At 71.2% G+C, this 13,068-nt stretch carries 13 protein-coding genes and 1 pseudogene; 6 read left to right on the top strand and 8 right to left on the bottom strand.

The features are described from left to right. Positions 1-65: 65 nt before the first annotated feature. Together ACFYV1_RS26210 and ACFYV1_RS26205 are read right to left on the bottom strand one after the other, a co-directional pair. Positions 66-755, bottom strand: coding sequence for a response regulator (locus ACFYV1_RS26210; RefSeq protein WP_389398041.1), 690 nt, complete (start codon positions 753-755; stop codon positions 66-68). Further along, positions 752-1,960: a sensor histidine kinase gene (locus tag ACFYV1_RS26205; RefSeq protein ID WP_389398040.1), complete on the bottom strand. Its 1,209-nt coding sequence runs from the start codon at positions 1,958-1,960 to the stop codon at positions 752-754. Before ACFYV1_RS26205 ends, ACFYV1_RS26210 begins: the two co-directional genes overlap by 4 nt. A gap of 153 nt (positions 1,961-2,113) precedes the next feature. Between ACFYV1_RS26205 and ACFYV1_RS26200 the strand changes: the two genes are divergently transcribed. After that, on the top strand, positions 2,114-2,686 hold the full coding sequence (locus ACFYV1_RS26200) for a hypothetical protein (protein ID WP_389398039.1): 573 nt from the start codon (positions 2,114-2,116) through the stop codon (positions 2,684-2,686). A gap of 86 nt (positions 2,687-2,772) precedes the next feature. Here the strand turns inward: ACFYV1_RS26200 and ACFYV1_RS26195 are convergent, their stop codons facing one another. The 4 genes from ACFYV1_RS26195 to ACFYV1_RS26180 form a co-directional block, all read right to left on the bottom strand. Next, positions 2,773-3,420 (bottom strand): dihydrofolate reductase family protein, encoded by a 648-nt coding sequence (locus ACFYV1_RS26195; RefSeq protein WP_389398233.1) that lies wholly within the window; start codon positions 3,418-3,420, stop codon positions 2,773-2,775. Positions 3,421-3,617: 197 nt separating this feature from the next. Further along, complete coding sequence (locus tag ACFYV1_RS26190; protein WP_389398038.1) at positions 3,618-4,190, bottom strand: cob(I)yrinic acid a,c-diamide adenosyltransferase; 573 nt, start codon at positions 4,188-4,190, stop codon at positions 3,618-3,620. Positions 4,191-4,203: 13 nt separating this feature from the next. Further along, positions 4,204-4,959: an ABC transporter permease gene (locus ACFYV1_RS26185; protein WP_389398037.1), complete on the bottom strand. Its 756-nt coding sequence runs from the start codon at positions 4,957-4,959 to the stop codon at positions 4,204-4,206. A gap of 17 nt (positions 4,960-4,976) precedes the next feature. Beyond that, positions 4,977-5,759, bottom strand: coding sequence for an ABC transporter ATP-binding protein (locus ACFYV1_RS26180; protein WP_389398036.1), 783 nt, complete (start codon positions 5,757-5,759; stop codon positions 4,977-4,979). A gap of 79 nt (positions 5,760-5,838) precedes the next feature. Between ACFYV1_RS26180 and ACFYV1_RS26175 the strand changes: the two genes are divergently transcribed. The 4 genes from ACFYV1_RS26175 (at position 5,839) to ACFYV1_RS26160 (ending at position 10,752) form a co-directional block, all read left to right on the top strand. Further along, on the top strand, positions 5,839-6,477 hold the full coding sequence (locus ACFYV1_RS26175) for a TetR/AcrR family transcriptional regulator (protein WP_389398035.1): 639 nt from the start codon (positions 5,839-5,841) through the stop codon (positions 6,475-6,477). Positions 6,478-6,624: 147 nt separating this feature from the next. Next, complete coding sequence (locus ACFYV1_RS26170; RefSeq protein ID WP_389398034.1) at positions 6,625-7,473, top strand: 3-hydroxyacyl-CoA dehydrogenase family protein; 849 nt, start codon at positions 6,625-6,627, stop codon at positions 7,471-7,473. Positions 7,474-7,660: 187 nt separating this feature from the next. After that, positions 7,661-7,984, top strand: a complete 324-nt coding sequence (locus ACFYV1_RS26165) for an STAS domain-containing protein (RefSeq protein WP_389398033.1) — start codon at positions 7,661-7,663, stop codon at positions 7,982-7,984. Between the two features lie 338 nt (positions 7,985-8,322). Further along, the gene (locus ACFYV1_RS26160) at positions 8,323-10,752 is read left to right on the top strand and encodes an ATP-binding protein (RefSeq protein ID WP_389398032.1); all 2,430 of its coding nucleotides are present in this window, start codon (positions 8,323-8,325) and stop codon (positions 10,750-10,752) included. A 431-nt stretch (positions 10,753-11,183) separates the two neighbouring features. On the opposite strand, the pseudogene ACFYV1_RS26155 reads toward ACFYV1_RS26160, so the two are convergent. Continuing rightward, positions 11,184-11,498 (bottom strand): annotated as a pseudogene (locus ACFYV1_RS26155) (ATP-binding cassette domain-containing protein); the annotation flags it as partial. A 202-nt stretch (positions 11,499-11,700) separates the two neighbouring features. Continuing rightward, positions 11,701-12,363, bottom strand: a complete 663-nt coding sequence (gene nucS / locus ACFYV1_RS26150; RefSeq protein WP_389398031.1) for an endonuclease NucS — start codon at positions 12,361-12,363, stop codon at positions 11,701-11,703. A gap of 243 nt (positions 12,364-12,606) precedes the next feature. Here nucS and ACFYV1_RS26145 point away from each other — a divergent pair, with 243 nt between their 5' ends. Next, the gene (locus tag ACFYV1_RS26145) at positions 12,607-12,999 is read left to right on the top strand and encodes an SCO5389 family protein (RefSeq protein WP_389398030.1); all 393 of its coding nucleotides are present in this window, start codon (positions 12,607-12,609) and stop codon (positions 12,997-12,999) included. The last annotated feature ends 69 nt before the right edge of the window (positions 13,000-13,068 follow it).

Genomic DNA, 13,068 nt, shown 5'->3' with positions numbered 1-13,068 from the left:
ACCAATCGTCAATAGGTCCAGACCAAAGGTGTTCACCCTGTTGTCCGGTGGGGTGCGGTGGGGTGTCAGACCCCCAACTCCTGAGCGAGGACCGCCGCTTGCACCCTGCTGCGCAGTTCCAGCTTCCCCAGCAGCCTGCTGACGTGCGTCTTCACCGTGGCTTCCGCCATCGACAGCCGCTGCGCGACCTCCGCGTTCGACAGACCCTCCCCGAGGCAGGACAGCACCTCGCGCTCCCGCCTCGTCAGCACCTCCAGCACCGCCGGGTCCGGACCGTCCACGGGCCGCGAATGGCCGGGTGCGGCGAACTCGGCGATCAGACGCCGTGTGACGGCCGGCGCGATCAGCCCCTCCCCGCCTGCCACCGTGCGCACCGCCCGCAGCAGATCGGCGGCCTCGGTGTTCTTCAGCAGGAAACCGGCCGCGCCCGCCCGCAGCGCCCCGAAGACGTACTCGTCGAGGTCGAACGTGGTCAGCACCAGCACGTCGGCCAGCCCCTCAGCGACCACCTGCCGGGTAGCGGACACCCCGTCCAGCCGGGGCATCTGAATGTCCATCAGCACGAGGTCCGGACGGAGCTCGCGGGCGAGGCGCACCGCCTCCTCGCCGTCCCCGGCCTCGCCGGCCACCTCGATGTCCGGCGCGCTGCCCAGGATCAGCACCAGTCCCGCCCGTACCGCGCTCTGGTCCTCCGCGACCAGCACCCGGATACGGGATGTGTCCCGCGCAGCGTCCGTTTCCGCTTCCGCCGTCATGCGGAGGGCTCCTTGTCGTCGTCCACGACGGGCAGCACCGCCCGTACGCGCCAGATCTTCTCGGGGCCGGTCGCCCGGGCCCGGGCGGGGCCTGCCTCGAAGGTGCCGTCCAGCAGGTCCGCCCGTTCCCTCATCCCCACCAGTCCCGCCCCGGACCCGGGAGCCCGGGGCCCCGGACGCCCGTCGAAGGGACTGGTCACCGTCACGCGCAGGGCGCCGCCCGCCCCGCCGGACACCTCGACCCGCACCTCACCGGCCTCCGCGTGCTTGATCGCGTTGGTGAGCGACTCCTGCACGATGCGGTACGCGGCGAGCTCCACCGGAGCCGGCAGTCGCCGGTCCGTGTCACGGTCGTCGTGCAGCGCGAACGTCAGCCCGCTCGGGGAGCCGTTCGTCCGTGCCTGCGCCACCAGGGCGTCCAGCCCCGCCAGCGTCGGAGCCGCGGCCGGCTGCGCGTCGCCGCTGCTGTCCCGCAGCAGCCCGATCAGCCGGCGCATCTCGGACAGGCCGGCCACGCTGTTCTCCCGGATGACGGCGAGCGCCTGCTTGGTCGTCGCGTCGTCGTCGAGGGAGAGGGCGGCCGTCGAGTGGATCGCGATCGCCGACAGGTGGCCCGCCACCAGATCGTGCAGCTCACGGGCCATCCGGGCGCGTTCGGCCGTGATCGCCTGAGTGCGGTCCATCTCGGCGAGCAGCGCGGTCTGCTCGGCCCGCAGCCGCGCGGCGTTCGCCGCCTCCCGGTGGTTGCGGACGATCGCACCGGTGGTGGCGGGGCCGAAGGAGAGCAGCCCGGTGACCACGCCGATCAGCAGGGCGACGGGATCCCGCAGCCAGGCCAGGAAGCCGATCGTCACAGCGAGCGTGATCATGCCGGTGGTGACCGGGACACGGCGGGCGGAGGCCGGGGTCCCGTACACCACCGCCGCGTAGACGAGGTCCGCGAACATCAGGAGCGTGGCCAGGCTGCCGGGCGTCAGGGGGTCGACCAGGACCGCGGCCGTGCCGGCGGCCAGCGCCGTGCGGGGCATCGTGCGGCGCAACAGCTCCAGCCCTGCCATCACCACGAGGGGCACCGGCGTCACCCAGGACGGCAGCGGCGCCTCCGGACCGTTGGTGTGGAGGCCGAGCGCCCACATCACGAGGCCGCCGATCAGGCCGAAGACCGCGATGAGGACGTCGTCACGGTGGGGGCGCGGGAAGGTCACCGGTCCAATGAAACACGGCACCGTGCCGACGGGCGTCCCCGCACGGGGTGAGCCCGCGGTACATCGGAGGATGCAGTGGCGGTTCCTCACAGCCGACGACGCGCCGGCGCCCGCCGGCCGACACGCTTGAGACGTACGAAGGGAGAAACTGCCGTGATCGTCACGCTGATCGTGATCTGCGAGGTCGGCTTCTGGGTGCTGCTCGCCGCCGGACTCGGCGTCCGCTACCTGTTGAAGATGCCCCGCACGGGGGCGGCGCTGCTGCTGTGCGAGCCGTTGCTGGAAGTGCTGCTGCTGGTGGTCACGGCGATCGACCTCAAGAACGGCGCCGAGCCGAGCTGGACGCACGGGCTGGCCGCGCTGTACATCGGCTACACCGTCGGCCACGGCCACCGCACCGTCAAATGGCTCGACGGCCACGCCGCGCACCGCCTGGCCGGCGGCCCGCCCCCGCGGAAGCCGCCGCGCCACGGCATGGCCCGTGCCCGGTACGAGGGGAGGGTCTGGCTCGGCACGCTGGTGGGGGCGGCCGTCGCGAGTGGACTGCTGCAGATCGCGATCTGGTACGTGGGCGACGCCGGTCGGACCGAGTCCCTGCGCAGCTGGATGTACGGCGCCTGGCGCGTGGCCGGCATCCACGGCCTGATCGCGCTCACGTACGCGATCTGGCCGAAGAAGGCCCCGGCCGGGGAGCCCGACCGCGAACCGGTCCGCGTAGAGCGCTGACCCGATGCGTCGCGCGCTGACCCGCGTCGAGTGCCGCCCGGTGTGTCGAGGTCGCTGATGCGGCTGGAGAGCGGGGCCGTCCGGCCTCACTTCCGCCAGAACAGATGGTGCGTCACGCCGCTCGGGCTGGGCACGACGTCCTGGTGGAACCGGTCGAGCAGCTCGTCGGGGGACTCCCACAGCCGGGCCCCGGAGCCCAGCCTCGTCGGCACGACCGCCACATGGAGGGTGTCGACGAGGTCGGCCTCGAGGAACTGCCGGATGATCGTGGCCCCACCGCCAAGCCGGACGTCCTGGCCCTGCGCCGCCTCCTTCGCCTGGGCGAGCACCGCGGCCGGGGTGCCGTCGACGAAGTGGAACGTGGTGTCAAGGAGCGTGAACGACGGGCGCTTGTGGTGCGTCATGACGAACACCGGCGTGTGGAACGGGGGCTCGTCACCCCACCACCCCTGCCACTCGTGGTCCTGCCAGGGCCCGCGCTGCGGCCCGAACTTGTTGCGGCCCATGATCTCGGCGCCGATGTCACGGGCGTAGTCCCGGGTGATGTAGTCGTCCAGACCTCGGCTGCCACCGGGTTCGGAGCGCTTGACGGGCGGGTGGTCGGTGGCCATGGCCCAGGCGAACATTGTCCCGGGATCGGCATGACCGAACGGTTTCTCGAGGCTCTGGCCCTCGCCGGCGCCGAACCCGTCGCTCGAGACGGTGAAGTTCTGGACCCTCAGCAACTGGCTGATGTCGCACCTCCTGCTTCGCGCGTTCTGATCACTTGAACGAACGAACGGTAGACCGGCCGGGCCGGGAAGACTCATCGCCGCGTCGTGCAGCTCCTGTCGAGCTCCCGGTCGGCCGCCGACCCCTCGATCATCGGGCCGTGCGACAGCCCTTCCCGGCCCCGCCGTCCAGCCGTGTCGGTGATCCGCGGAGTACGAGGTCAGCGATCCCCGCCCGGCACCCACAGCACGTCCCCGACCTCCTTGTTCGCCACCCTGGCGAGGATGAACAGGAGGTCGGAGAGGCGGTTGAGGTACGTCGCCGTCAGCGCGTTCATCGTCTCGCCGTGCACCTCCATGGCCGCCCAGGTGGACCGCTCGGCCCGCCGTACGACCGTGCACGCCTGATGCAGCAGCGCCGCGCCCGGAGTACCGCCCGGAAGGATGAAGCTGCGCAGCTTCTCCAACTGCTCCAGGAAGCGGTCGCAGTCCGCCTCCAGCTTGTCGATGTACGACTGCTCGACCCGCAGCGGCGGGTACTCCGGGTTCTCGACCACCGGGGTGGAGAGGTCCGCGCCCACGTCGAACAGGTCGTTCTGCACGCGGACGAGGACCTTGACGACCTCCTCGTCGAGCCGGCCCAGTGCGACGGCCGTGCCGATGACCGCGTTGGCCTCGTTGGCGTCGGCGTACGCGGAGATCCGCAGATCGGTCTTGGCGGTGCGGCTCATGTCGCCGAGGGCGGTGGTGCCCTGGTCGCCGGTACGGGTGTAGATGCGCGTGAGGTTGACCATGTGGCCAGCCTAGTTACGCTCCGGCCCGCCGGAAGACGCGTGTGCCGACCGTCACGGCCAGCGCCGCGAAACCGACGGCGACGAGCACGCCGTACAGCATGGCCGCGGTGGCGTACTCGCCGACGTACGCGTCCCGCACCGCGTCCACCAGATAGCGGAACGGCATCAGGTGCGACAGGGCGTCCAGCCATCCCGGCGCGAGCGTCATCGGCAGCATCAGCCCGGACAGCAGCATCGACGGCATCGCGAGCGCGTTGATCGCCGGGCCGAACTCCTGCGGGGTGCGGACCTTCAGCGCCAGCGCGTACGACAGGGACGCGAGCGACACGGTCAGCAGCGCCACGAAGGCGAAGCCGATCAGCAGACCGGCCGGCGGCGCCCGCAGCCCCATCACCAGCGCGGCCAGTACGAGCAGCACGGCCTGGAACACGAACAGCGCCGCGTCCCGCAGCACTCGTCCGAGCAGCAGCGCGAGCCGGCTGACGGGTGTGACGCGCATTCGCTCCACGACGCCGTGGTTCTTCTCGATGATGACGGCGAAGCCGGCGAAGGACGCGCCGAAGAGGCCGAGTTGCAGCAGCAGTCCGGGTACGAGGACCTGCCAGGAGTCGCCTCGGGAGGACAGTGTCAGGTCGGTGAGCAGCGGACCGAAGAAGAGCAGGTAGAGCAGCGGCATGAGTGTGCCGAAGAAGATCTGGAAACGGGAGCGCAGTGTCTGCCGGGCGTACCGCCCGAAGATCAGTGCGGTGTCGGAGAGGAATTCACGCATCACGGAGTCCTTACGGATCAGACGGCGACCGGAGCGGCGTCGACGGGAGCCGGGCCGCGCCCGGTGACGGCCAGGAACGCCTCCTGGAGCGTTGCGTCGGCGGAGCCGGCGTACTGCTCCTTGAGTGCTGCCGGGGTCCCCTCCGCGACGACCACGCCCTTGTCGACGATCACCAGCCGGTCGGAGAGCTCGTCGGCCTCGTCGAGGTAGTGCGTGGTGAGGAAGACGGTGGTGCCGTGCTCGTCGCGCAGCCTGCGGATCAGGTCCCACAGGTCGGCGCGGCTGCCGGGGTCGAGGCCGGTGGTCGGTTCGTCGAGGAAGAGGACCTCGGGCCGGTGCATGAGCCCCATGGCGATGTCCAGCCGGCGCCGCTGTCCGCCGGAGAGCGCGCCGGCCCTGCGGTCGAGGAGTTCGGTCAGGCCGAGGTCCTTCGCCAACTCCTCCGTGCGGGCCGCCGCTTCCTCCTTGTCGAGCCGGTACAGCCGTCCCTGGGTGACGAGCTCCTCCCGCACGCTCACGGTCGGGTCGACGCCGCCGGACTGTGCCACGTAACCGGCCTTGCGGCGGACCCCCGCCGGGTCGCGGACGAGGTCGCAGCCGGCCACCGTGGCCGCGCCGCCGGTGGGCGGGAGGAGGGTGGTGAGCATCCGGAGCGTGGTGGTCTTGCCCGCTCCGTTCGGTCCGAGGAAACCGAGGATCTCGCCGCGTCGCACGGTCAGATCGATGCCGCGCACGGCTTCGACCTGACCGTTCTTGGTGCGGAACGTCCGGGAGAGCCCGGCGGTGCTGATGATTGCCATGGCCCAAGAAAAACAGAGACACTTAATTTTTGCAATGACCCCAAACTTTCGTAGAGTGCAGGAAAGCTACGATGAGGGCATGGCGGAGGGACTGCGTGAGCGCAAGAAGCGGCAGACGAGGCAGCACATCTCGGATGTGGCCACCCGGCTGTTCGTCGAGCACGGCTTCGTCACCGTGACGATCGCCGAGGTCGCGGACGCCGCGGACGTCTCCGTCAACACCGTCTACAACTACTTCCCGGCCAAGGAGGACCTCTTCCTCGACCGCGGCAAGGACGTGGTCGACCGGCTCTCCCGGTGGGTGCGCGGCCGGCGCGCGGGGGAGTCGGCCGCGGACGCCGTGCTGCGTGAGCTGCGCGAGGCGGTCGAGGGCTGCTCCCCGGTCGTCGGTCTCTTCGACGGCTACGCCGATTTCATGAAGGTCATCACCGAGGCGGAGACCCTGCGCTCCCGTCTGTGGGCCATCCAGCAGGAGAGCCTGCTCGACCTGACGGCCACCATGCGCAGGGAGGCCGGGGCCGCCGAGGGTGACGTGCTGCCCGATCTCGTCGCCGGGCAACTCGCCTGGATGCACGGCACCGTCATGGGATGGATCGGTGCGGAAATGGTCAAGGGGCGCAAAGCCGACGAAGTTTCACGTGACGCCCTCGACCTCATCGACGAGATGGAGGCGCTGCTCGGCGAAAAGGTGCTCACGTACTCCGTCCGTGACGCCTGACGGCCCCTGCCGGTGTGATGTCCGCCATGTGGGACGTGACGCGCATCTCTTCGCGGTCACAGGGGTGCCTCACGGACGCTAACCTCCGGCAGAGAGCGCACATGTAAACAGTCGTTAAGGCCTTCGGGGCCGTTAAGGAGTGCCGCAGTGGCCAGGAAGCTCGCCGTCATCGGTGCCGGACTCATGGGTTCCGGAATCGCGCAGGTCTCCGCCCAGGCGGGCTGGGACGTCGTACTGCGTGATGTGACCGACGAGGCTCTGACCCGCGGCACCGACGGCATCAAGGCGTCCTACGACAAGTTCGTCTCCAAGGGCAGGCTCGAAGCGGCCGACGCCGAGGCGGCGTTGGCCCGCATCACCACCACGACCGACCTGGACGCCGTCGCCGACGCGGACATCGTCGTCGAGGCCGTCTTCGAGAAGCTCGAGGTCAAGCACGAGATCTTCCGTGCGCTCGACAAGCTCGTACGGGACGACGCCGTCCTCGCCTCCAACACCTCCGCCATCCCGATCACCAAGATCGCGGCCGTGACGGAGCACCCGGAGCGTGTCGTCGGCGCCCACTTCTTCTCGCCCGTGCCGATGATGCAGCTGTGCGAGCTGGTGCGCGGCTACAAGACCAGCGACGAAACGCTCGCCATCACGCGGGAGTTCGCCGAGTCGGTCGGCAAGACCTGCATCGTCGTCAACCGCGACGTCGCCGGCTTCGTCACCACCCGCCTCATCTCGGCGCTCGTCGTCGAGGCCGCGAAGCTGTACGAATCGGGCGTGGCGACCGCCGAGGACATCGACATCGCCTGCAAGCTCGGCTTCGGGCACGCCATGGGGCCGCTCGCCACCGCCGACCTGACGGGCGTCGACATCCTGCTCCACGCCACGAGCAACATCTACACCGAGTCCCAGGACGAGAAGTTCGCCCCGCCGGAGCTGATGCGCCGGATGGTGGACGCCGGTGACATCGGCCGCAAGAGCGGGCAGGGCTTCTACAAGCACTGACGGCGCCTCTGGCGGTATCGACCGGTTCGGTATCACCCGCCGGGGTGAATTCGGTATCGGTTCGCTTACAAGTAGCAACCCCTCCGCCTGTGCGGCAGTCAGTTGTTGCAAGACGGAGAAGAACAGAACAAGAACAGTCAGCGACACAGTCGACACGGGGCACTGTCAGCACACTCGGGGAGCGCATATGCACATCAGGGGCGACCACGCCGAGCTGGTCGTCGGGGGCCGCCTCGACGTCCGCAGCGCGGCGGACGCCCGTACGGTCCTGCACTCGGCCGTCGACGAGGGAGCCGGCGACCTGGTGCTGGACCTGACCCAGCTCGACTCCTGGGACGCCACCGGGCTCGGCGTCATCATGGGCGCGCACCGGCGGGCGGGCAGATGCGGACGCCGGCTGGTGCTGCGCGGTGTGCCGCCACAGATGCAGCGCCTCCTCGTGGCCACCCGGCTCCACCGCATCCTCGCCATCGAGGGCGGCCTCGCAGCCGAATCGCTTCCGCGGGTGTGACATCGGTCGCCGTCCTCAAAGGCGGCGACGACGGCGGGCGGTGCCCGCGCCGGATGAATCGCCCCGTCAGGTGCGACGGGGGCACGAACGGGGCGAGCAGTGCAATCCTCCTGAGACCGTGACGTCAGGGACCGGGCGGCACCCCGCAGGTTTCGCGATGCGTGGCGAACGTCTAGGGTTCGATCGCCCGCCCTTTCGACGGACCCATGAGGTGGGCTCCGGACCGAGGCGACATGGCGTGCAGGAAGGCCGGGAGGGCACCGCACGCGGCTTCGGCACCAAGAGCTCTGATCTTGGCGACGGCAAGGCCGAGCGAACCTTGACTGGGAGCTTTGACCATGGACAACGACAGTTTCGGCGAGGGCGTCGGACCGCAGCGGCCGCCGCGCGACGCCATCACGCCCGACTTCGGACAGTCCCCGACCCCGCCCCGGCGCACGGTCCAACTCGTCTCAGGCGATCTCCTCCTCACCGTCAACCCCGTCGACGGCAGCGAGATCGAACCCTGCCCGCCCGGTGAGCAGCCGGGCCGCCCGGCCCGCCGCAGCGCGACGGATCGCGCGGAACTCCTGCGGGCCGCGCGGCCGCCGCTCCCGCCCGGCCCGGCCGCGCCCCGGCCGCCGCTCCTCGAACGCGACGAGACGCGGGAGCGCCTCGTACGGCTGCTCGGCCGCGGCCGCTCCGTCCGGCTCACCGGACCGTCCGGCTCCGGCCGCAGCGCCCTGCTCGACGCCGTCGCCGCCGAGTGCGGCGACTTCGCTCCCGACGGAGTCGTACGGCTGGGCGGCCACCACCGCACGTCCGCCGAACTGCTCCACGAGCTGTTCACGGTCGTCTACGACGCTCCCGGACACCGCCCCGACCGCAACGCGCTCGCCGGATTCGTGCGCGACATCGGAGCCGTCGTCATCCTCGACGACCTCGAGTTCGGCGGCTCGTCCCTCGACGAACTGCTCGACGCCGCTCCCGAATGCGCCTTCCTCGTCGCCGCCACCCCGGACGTCGCCGCGCCCACCGCCGACTCGCACCTCGAAGAGGTCTTCCTCGGCGGCCTCGGCCGCGCCGCCGCGCTCGAGTTGCTGCAGCAGTCGGTGGACCGGCCGCTGACCGAGGAGGAGTCCAACTGGGCGGGCGACCTCTGGTTCGAGTCCGAGGGCCTGCCCCTGCGCTTCGTACAGGCGGCGGCCCTGCTGCGCCAGTGCGACGAACTGCGCGCCGACCCGGAGGCGTTCGAGGAGTTCGCGCCCTTCGCGGCAGCCGGCGGCAAGGACGTACCCCTGCCGACGCTCGGCGAGGGAGCCGCACCCGCCTCGCTGCTCGCCTCGCGGCTCGGCGACTGTGCCCGCCAGACCCTGCGCTTCGCCGTCGCCCTCGGCGGTGAGGTCCCGCACCAGGCGCACCTGCCGGCCATGGTCGGCGACACCCACGCCGACGCCGCACTCGGCGAACTGATGAGCTGCGGCCTGCTCTCCCCGGCCGGCCCGCGCTACCGGCTGGCCGCCGGCGTGATGGCCCAGCTCCGCGAGAAGGGCTACGACGAGGACGCCGTCGGCCACGCCCACACCGCCGCACAGCACTACGCCTGGTGGACCGGGCACCCCTCCGTCACGCCCGAGCGGGCCGCGGCCGAGGCGGACGCCATCCTGGCCGCCCTGAGCGCGCTGGTGCCCGGCAGGGAGACCGGCCACTCCAGCACGGCCGTGCTGCTGGCCCGCAGCGCCGCGCCCGTCTTCGCGGCCGGCCGCCAGTGGGCCGCCTGGGAGCGGGTCCTGCGGGTGGGCTCCGAGGCCGCCCGGATCGCCGGCGAGGTCGCGGAAGAGGCCTACTTCCACCACGAGTTGGGCGTCCTCGCGCTGATCACCGGCAACCTGGACCGGGCCCGGGCCGAGCTCGAGACGTCCGTCGGCATGCGCGGCGCGCTCGCCGACAAGAGCGGCACCGTCGCGGGACGGCGGGCCCTCGCGCTCGTCGCCGACCGCGAGTCCGCGCCGGCGCCCGCCCTGTCCCTCGCCTCGGCGGGTCCCGTGTCGCCGGCGCGGGGCGTACCGGCGCCGGCGCTGACGAAGCGACTGCCGCGGACCAAGCCCGAGGGCGCGACCCTCGCGGCGACGGGCGGCCTCTCCACGACGCGGGCGGCCGCCGCGACCACCCCTGCCGACCGCCCGACGAGCCGCCGCGCCGCCCTCCTCGGCGGAGCCCGCCGCAACGTCGTCGCGGCGGGAGCGGGTGCGCTGCTCGCGGCCGTCCTCGGCACCGTGGTCACACTCGGCATGACCTCGGACCAGGAAGAGCCGCCCGGCGACGACGTGCGCAACGGTCAGCCGGTGAACGAGGACGGACTCGGCGACGACTGGCCGGACGAGGAACCGGCGGCCGACGCCTCCTCGGACGAGGAGGACGGCGAGAAGGACGACAAGCCGACGCCGTCGACCTCCTCGACACAGGACACCAGGCCCGCCGCGACGGACGGCCCGTCGATGCCGGGGAGCAGGCCGTCGCCGAGCGCGTCGGAGTCTCAGAACCCTTCGGATCCGAAGCCGCCGACAGCTCCCAAGCCCTCGACGAGTTCCAAGCCCCCGACGAGCTCGAAGCCGCCGTCCTCCTCGCCGGACCCGACGCCGACCACGAGCCCCAGTCCGTCTCCGTCGGAGAGCGACACTTCGGCCCCGTCGGAGAGCGACTCCGCCGCGGCCCCCACCGGGACGTCCGAGGCCCCCACCACGAACAGCGCGCCTGCCGACGACTCGTCGAGCACCGGCGTCATCTGACGCGCCGGATTCCCGGTGCGCCCAGCGCGCACCGGGTCGGACGGTGTCCGCACCCTCTCCGGGGCGTGACGGCAGCCGGGGCCCGCGCCTCGGCACCCGGCGGCGCTGTGCGTTGTGGGTCCTGGGGACCGCTTCAGGGCCACAGGTCGTGTTCGGCTGCCGGAGCAGTTCGGCGAACTGCGGGACGACACCCGCGACATCGGCGGCGAGGCTGCCGTGCCGGGAAGTTCGAGCGCGTCGAAGAGGACGGCGCCGCGTCGACTTGTGGGCTCCGGGGCCCGCTGCGTGGCGCCGCCAGTACTGGCGGCGGAAGGGTGGCCAGGTATACGTCCGCCGTCCCGCAGGGCCGCGACGACGGTGGCGCCGGTCCGCGACAGCATCTCCATGAGGTCCAGACGATGGCTGACGTCCGGATGGTCGGTCGGTTCGTCGAGGAACAGGGCCGGTGTCTCCTGAGCGAGGGACCGGGCGATGTTCCCTCGCTGCCGTTCGCCACCGGACAACGTGGACCGGCTTCGCCGGGCGAGGGCCGACACACGCATCGTGGCCATGGCGCGAGCGACGGCTCCCGCGTCGTCGCGGCTGCCCGACGGGTCTCCCCGGAACGGGGCACGGCCCAGTTCGACGACGTCCGACACCGCCATCTCGACGTCGGCCGCGACATCCTGGGCCACGACCGCGAGTCGTCGGGCGACATCACGTCCGGGCAGTGCGGTGACGTCCGTACCGTCCAGCAGGGCGCTTGCCGACGTGGGGCGGGGCGGCGCCGGCGGCGGCGGTCACCGAGCGGCCCGGACGCAACCCGTCCGGGCGGTGGAGCGTTCGGCGGGGGGCGTGGGGCGGGGGGCGTGGGGCGGCCGGCAGAGGGTGCGTTCGGCCGCTCCGCCGTGTCCGCGGCCCCGTCGGGGGCGTGCGCGCCCCGTACGCGTCGCGCGGGCCGTGCCGGGATCAGAACAGGCGGAGCTTGTCGTCCTCGATGCCGCGGAGGGCGTCGTAGTCGAGGACGACGCAGCCGATACCCCTGTCCGTCGCGAGGACGCGGGCCTGGGGCTTGATCTCCTGGGCCGCGAAGAGGCCCTTCACCGGAGCGAGGTGCGGGTCGCGGTTCAGCAGTTCGAGGTAGCGGGTGAGCTGCTCCACGCCGTCGATCTCGCCGCGCCGCTTGATCTCCACCGCCACCGTCGCGCCGTCGGAGTCGCGGCAGAGGATGTCCACCGGGCCGATGGCCGTGGGGTATTCGCGGCGGATGAGGCTGTATCCCTCGCCAAGTGTCTCGATACGGTCGGCGAGGAGCTCCTGGAGGTGTGCTTCCACGCCGTCCTTGATGAGGCCCGGATCGACGCCGAGTTCGTGCGACGAGTCGTGGAGGATTTCCTCCATGGTGATGATCAGTTTCTCGCCCGCTTTGTTCACCACGGTCCAGACGCTGTCGTCACCCTCCTTCAACGTGCAGGGAGGCGACATCCAGTTCAGCGGTTTGTACGCCCTGTCGTCGGCGTGGATGGAGACGCTTCCGTCCGCCTTGACCAGGATCAAACGAGGGGCGGAGGGCAGGTGGGCGGTGAGCCGGCCGGCGTAGTCCACGGAGCAGCGGGCGATGACGAGACGCATGGTCGGCAACGCTACTCGACGGACACCGCGCTGCGCGATTCGCCCCGGAAGCGCCCCTCGTTATTTGGCCGGTTGTGTTCCCAATCTCCTGGTGCGCTCAAGTCGCCGCACTTACCGTGGAGACGGGAGGTCGTCGGCCGTGCACTCTGCGTCGCCGTACAGCACACGTATGACGTCGTATCGTCCACTTCCTCCCTCCCTGCCCGTAAGGCCCCATTGTGTGGGGCCGCGAGAGGAGAACCCATGTCGCTCGACGTCTCACCGGCGCTGTTGGAACAGGCCGAGCGAGGCGAGGTCGATGAAGCTGCTTTCGTCGACTGCGTCCGGACCTCCCTGCCCTACGCATGGGAGATGATCAGCTCTCTGGTGGCTCAGCTGAAGGTGGACGGCGGCGAGTTCGCCGACAACCAGACGCCTCCGCCGGACGAGCAGGCACGTGGTCAGCTGCTGCGCGCGCTCGCGAGTGACGCGATTCGCGGAGCGCTTCAGCGGCACTTCGGAGTGCGCCTCGCATTCCAGAACTGCCACCGCGTCGCGGTGTTCCCGCTGGACGCCTCGGTCGACGAGCGGCTTGCCCGCTTCACCTCGGTCCGGGGCCAGTTGCTCAATCAGTCGCCCGAAATGCGCGACTGCTGAAGTCTTCTGCTGCCGCTCCCGACCCGTGATCTCCACGGTGTCGGAGCGGCGGCACCTGACAGGTCCGGC

Origin of the sequence: Streptomyces sp. NPDC003023 (genome assembly GCF_042888225.1) — a bacterium.
In the GTDB taxonomy this organism is placed as follows: domain Bacteria; phylum Actinomycetota; class Actinomycetes; order Streptomycetales; family Streptomycetaceae; genus Streptomyces.
Note: the sequence above shows the minus strand (reverse complement) of the source record. Positions and strands in the feature narration are given on the sequence as shown.

What these genes read in the sequence shown, in the direction of transcription:
- ACFYV1_RS26175 (WP_389398035.1), top strand. Translation starts at nt 5,839, where the DNA reads ATGGCGGAGGGACTGCGTGAGCGCAAGAAGCGGCAGACGAGGCAGCAC.
- ACFYV1_RS26145 (WP_389398030.1), top strand. Translation starts at nt 12,607, where the DNA reads ATGTCGCTCGACGTCTCACCGGCGCTGTTGGAACAGGCCGAGCGAGGC.
- ACFYV1_RS26160 (WP_389398032.1), top strand. Translation starts at nt 8,323, where the DNA reads ATGGACAACGACAGTTTCGGCGAGGGCGTCGGACCGCAGCGGCCGCCG.
- ACFYV1_RS26185 (WP_389398037.1), bottom strand. Translation starts at nt 4,959, where the DNA reads ATGCGTGAATTCCTCTCCGACACCGCACTGATCTTCGGGCGGTACGCC.
- ACFYV1_RS26210 (WP_389398041.1), bottom strand. Translation starts at nt 755, where the DNA reads ATGACGGCGGAAGCGGAAACGGACGCTGCGCGGGACACATCCCGTATC.
- ACFYV1_RS26180 (WP_389398036.1), bottom strand. Translation starts at nt 5,759, where the DNA reads ATGGCAATCATCAGCACCGCCGGGCTCTCCCGGACGTTCCGCACCAAG.
- nucS (WP_389398031.1), bottom strand. Translation starts at nt 12,363, where the DNA reads ATGCGTCTCGTCATCGCCCGCTGCTCCGTGGACTACGCCGGCCGGCTC.
- ACFYV1_RS26190 (WP_389398038.1), bottom strand. Translation starts at nt 4,190, where the DNA reads ATGGTCAACCTCACGCGCATCTACACCCGTACCGGCGACCAGGGCACC.
- ACFYV1_RS26165 (WP_389398033.1), top strand. Translation starts at nt 7,661, where the DNA reads ATGCACATCAGGGGCGACCACGCCGAGCTGGTCGTCGGGGGCCGCCTC.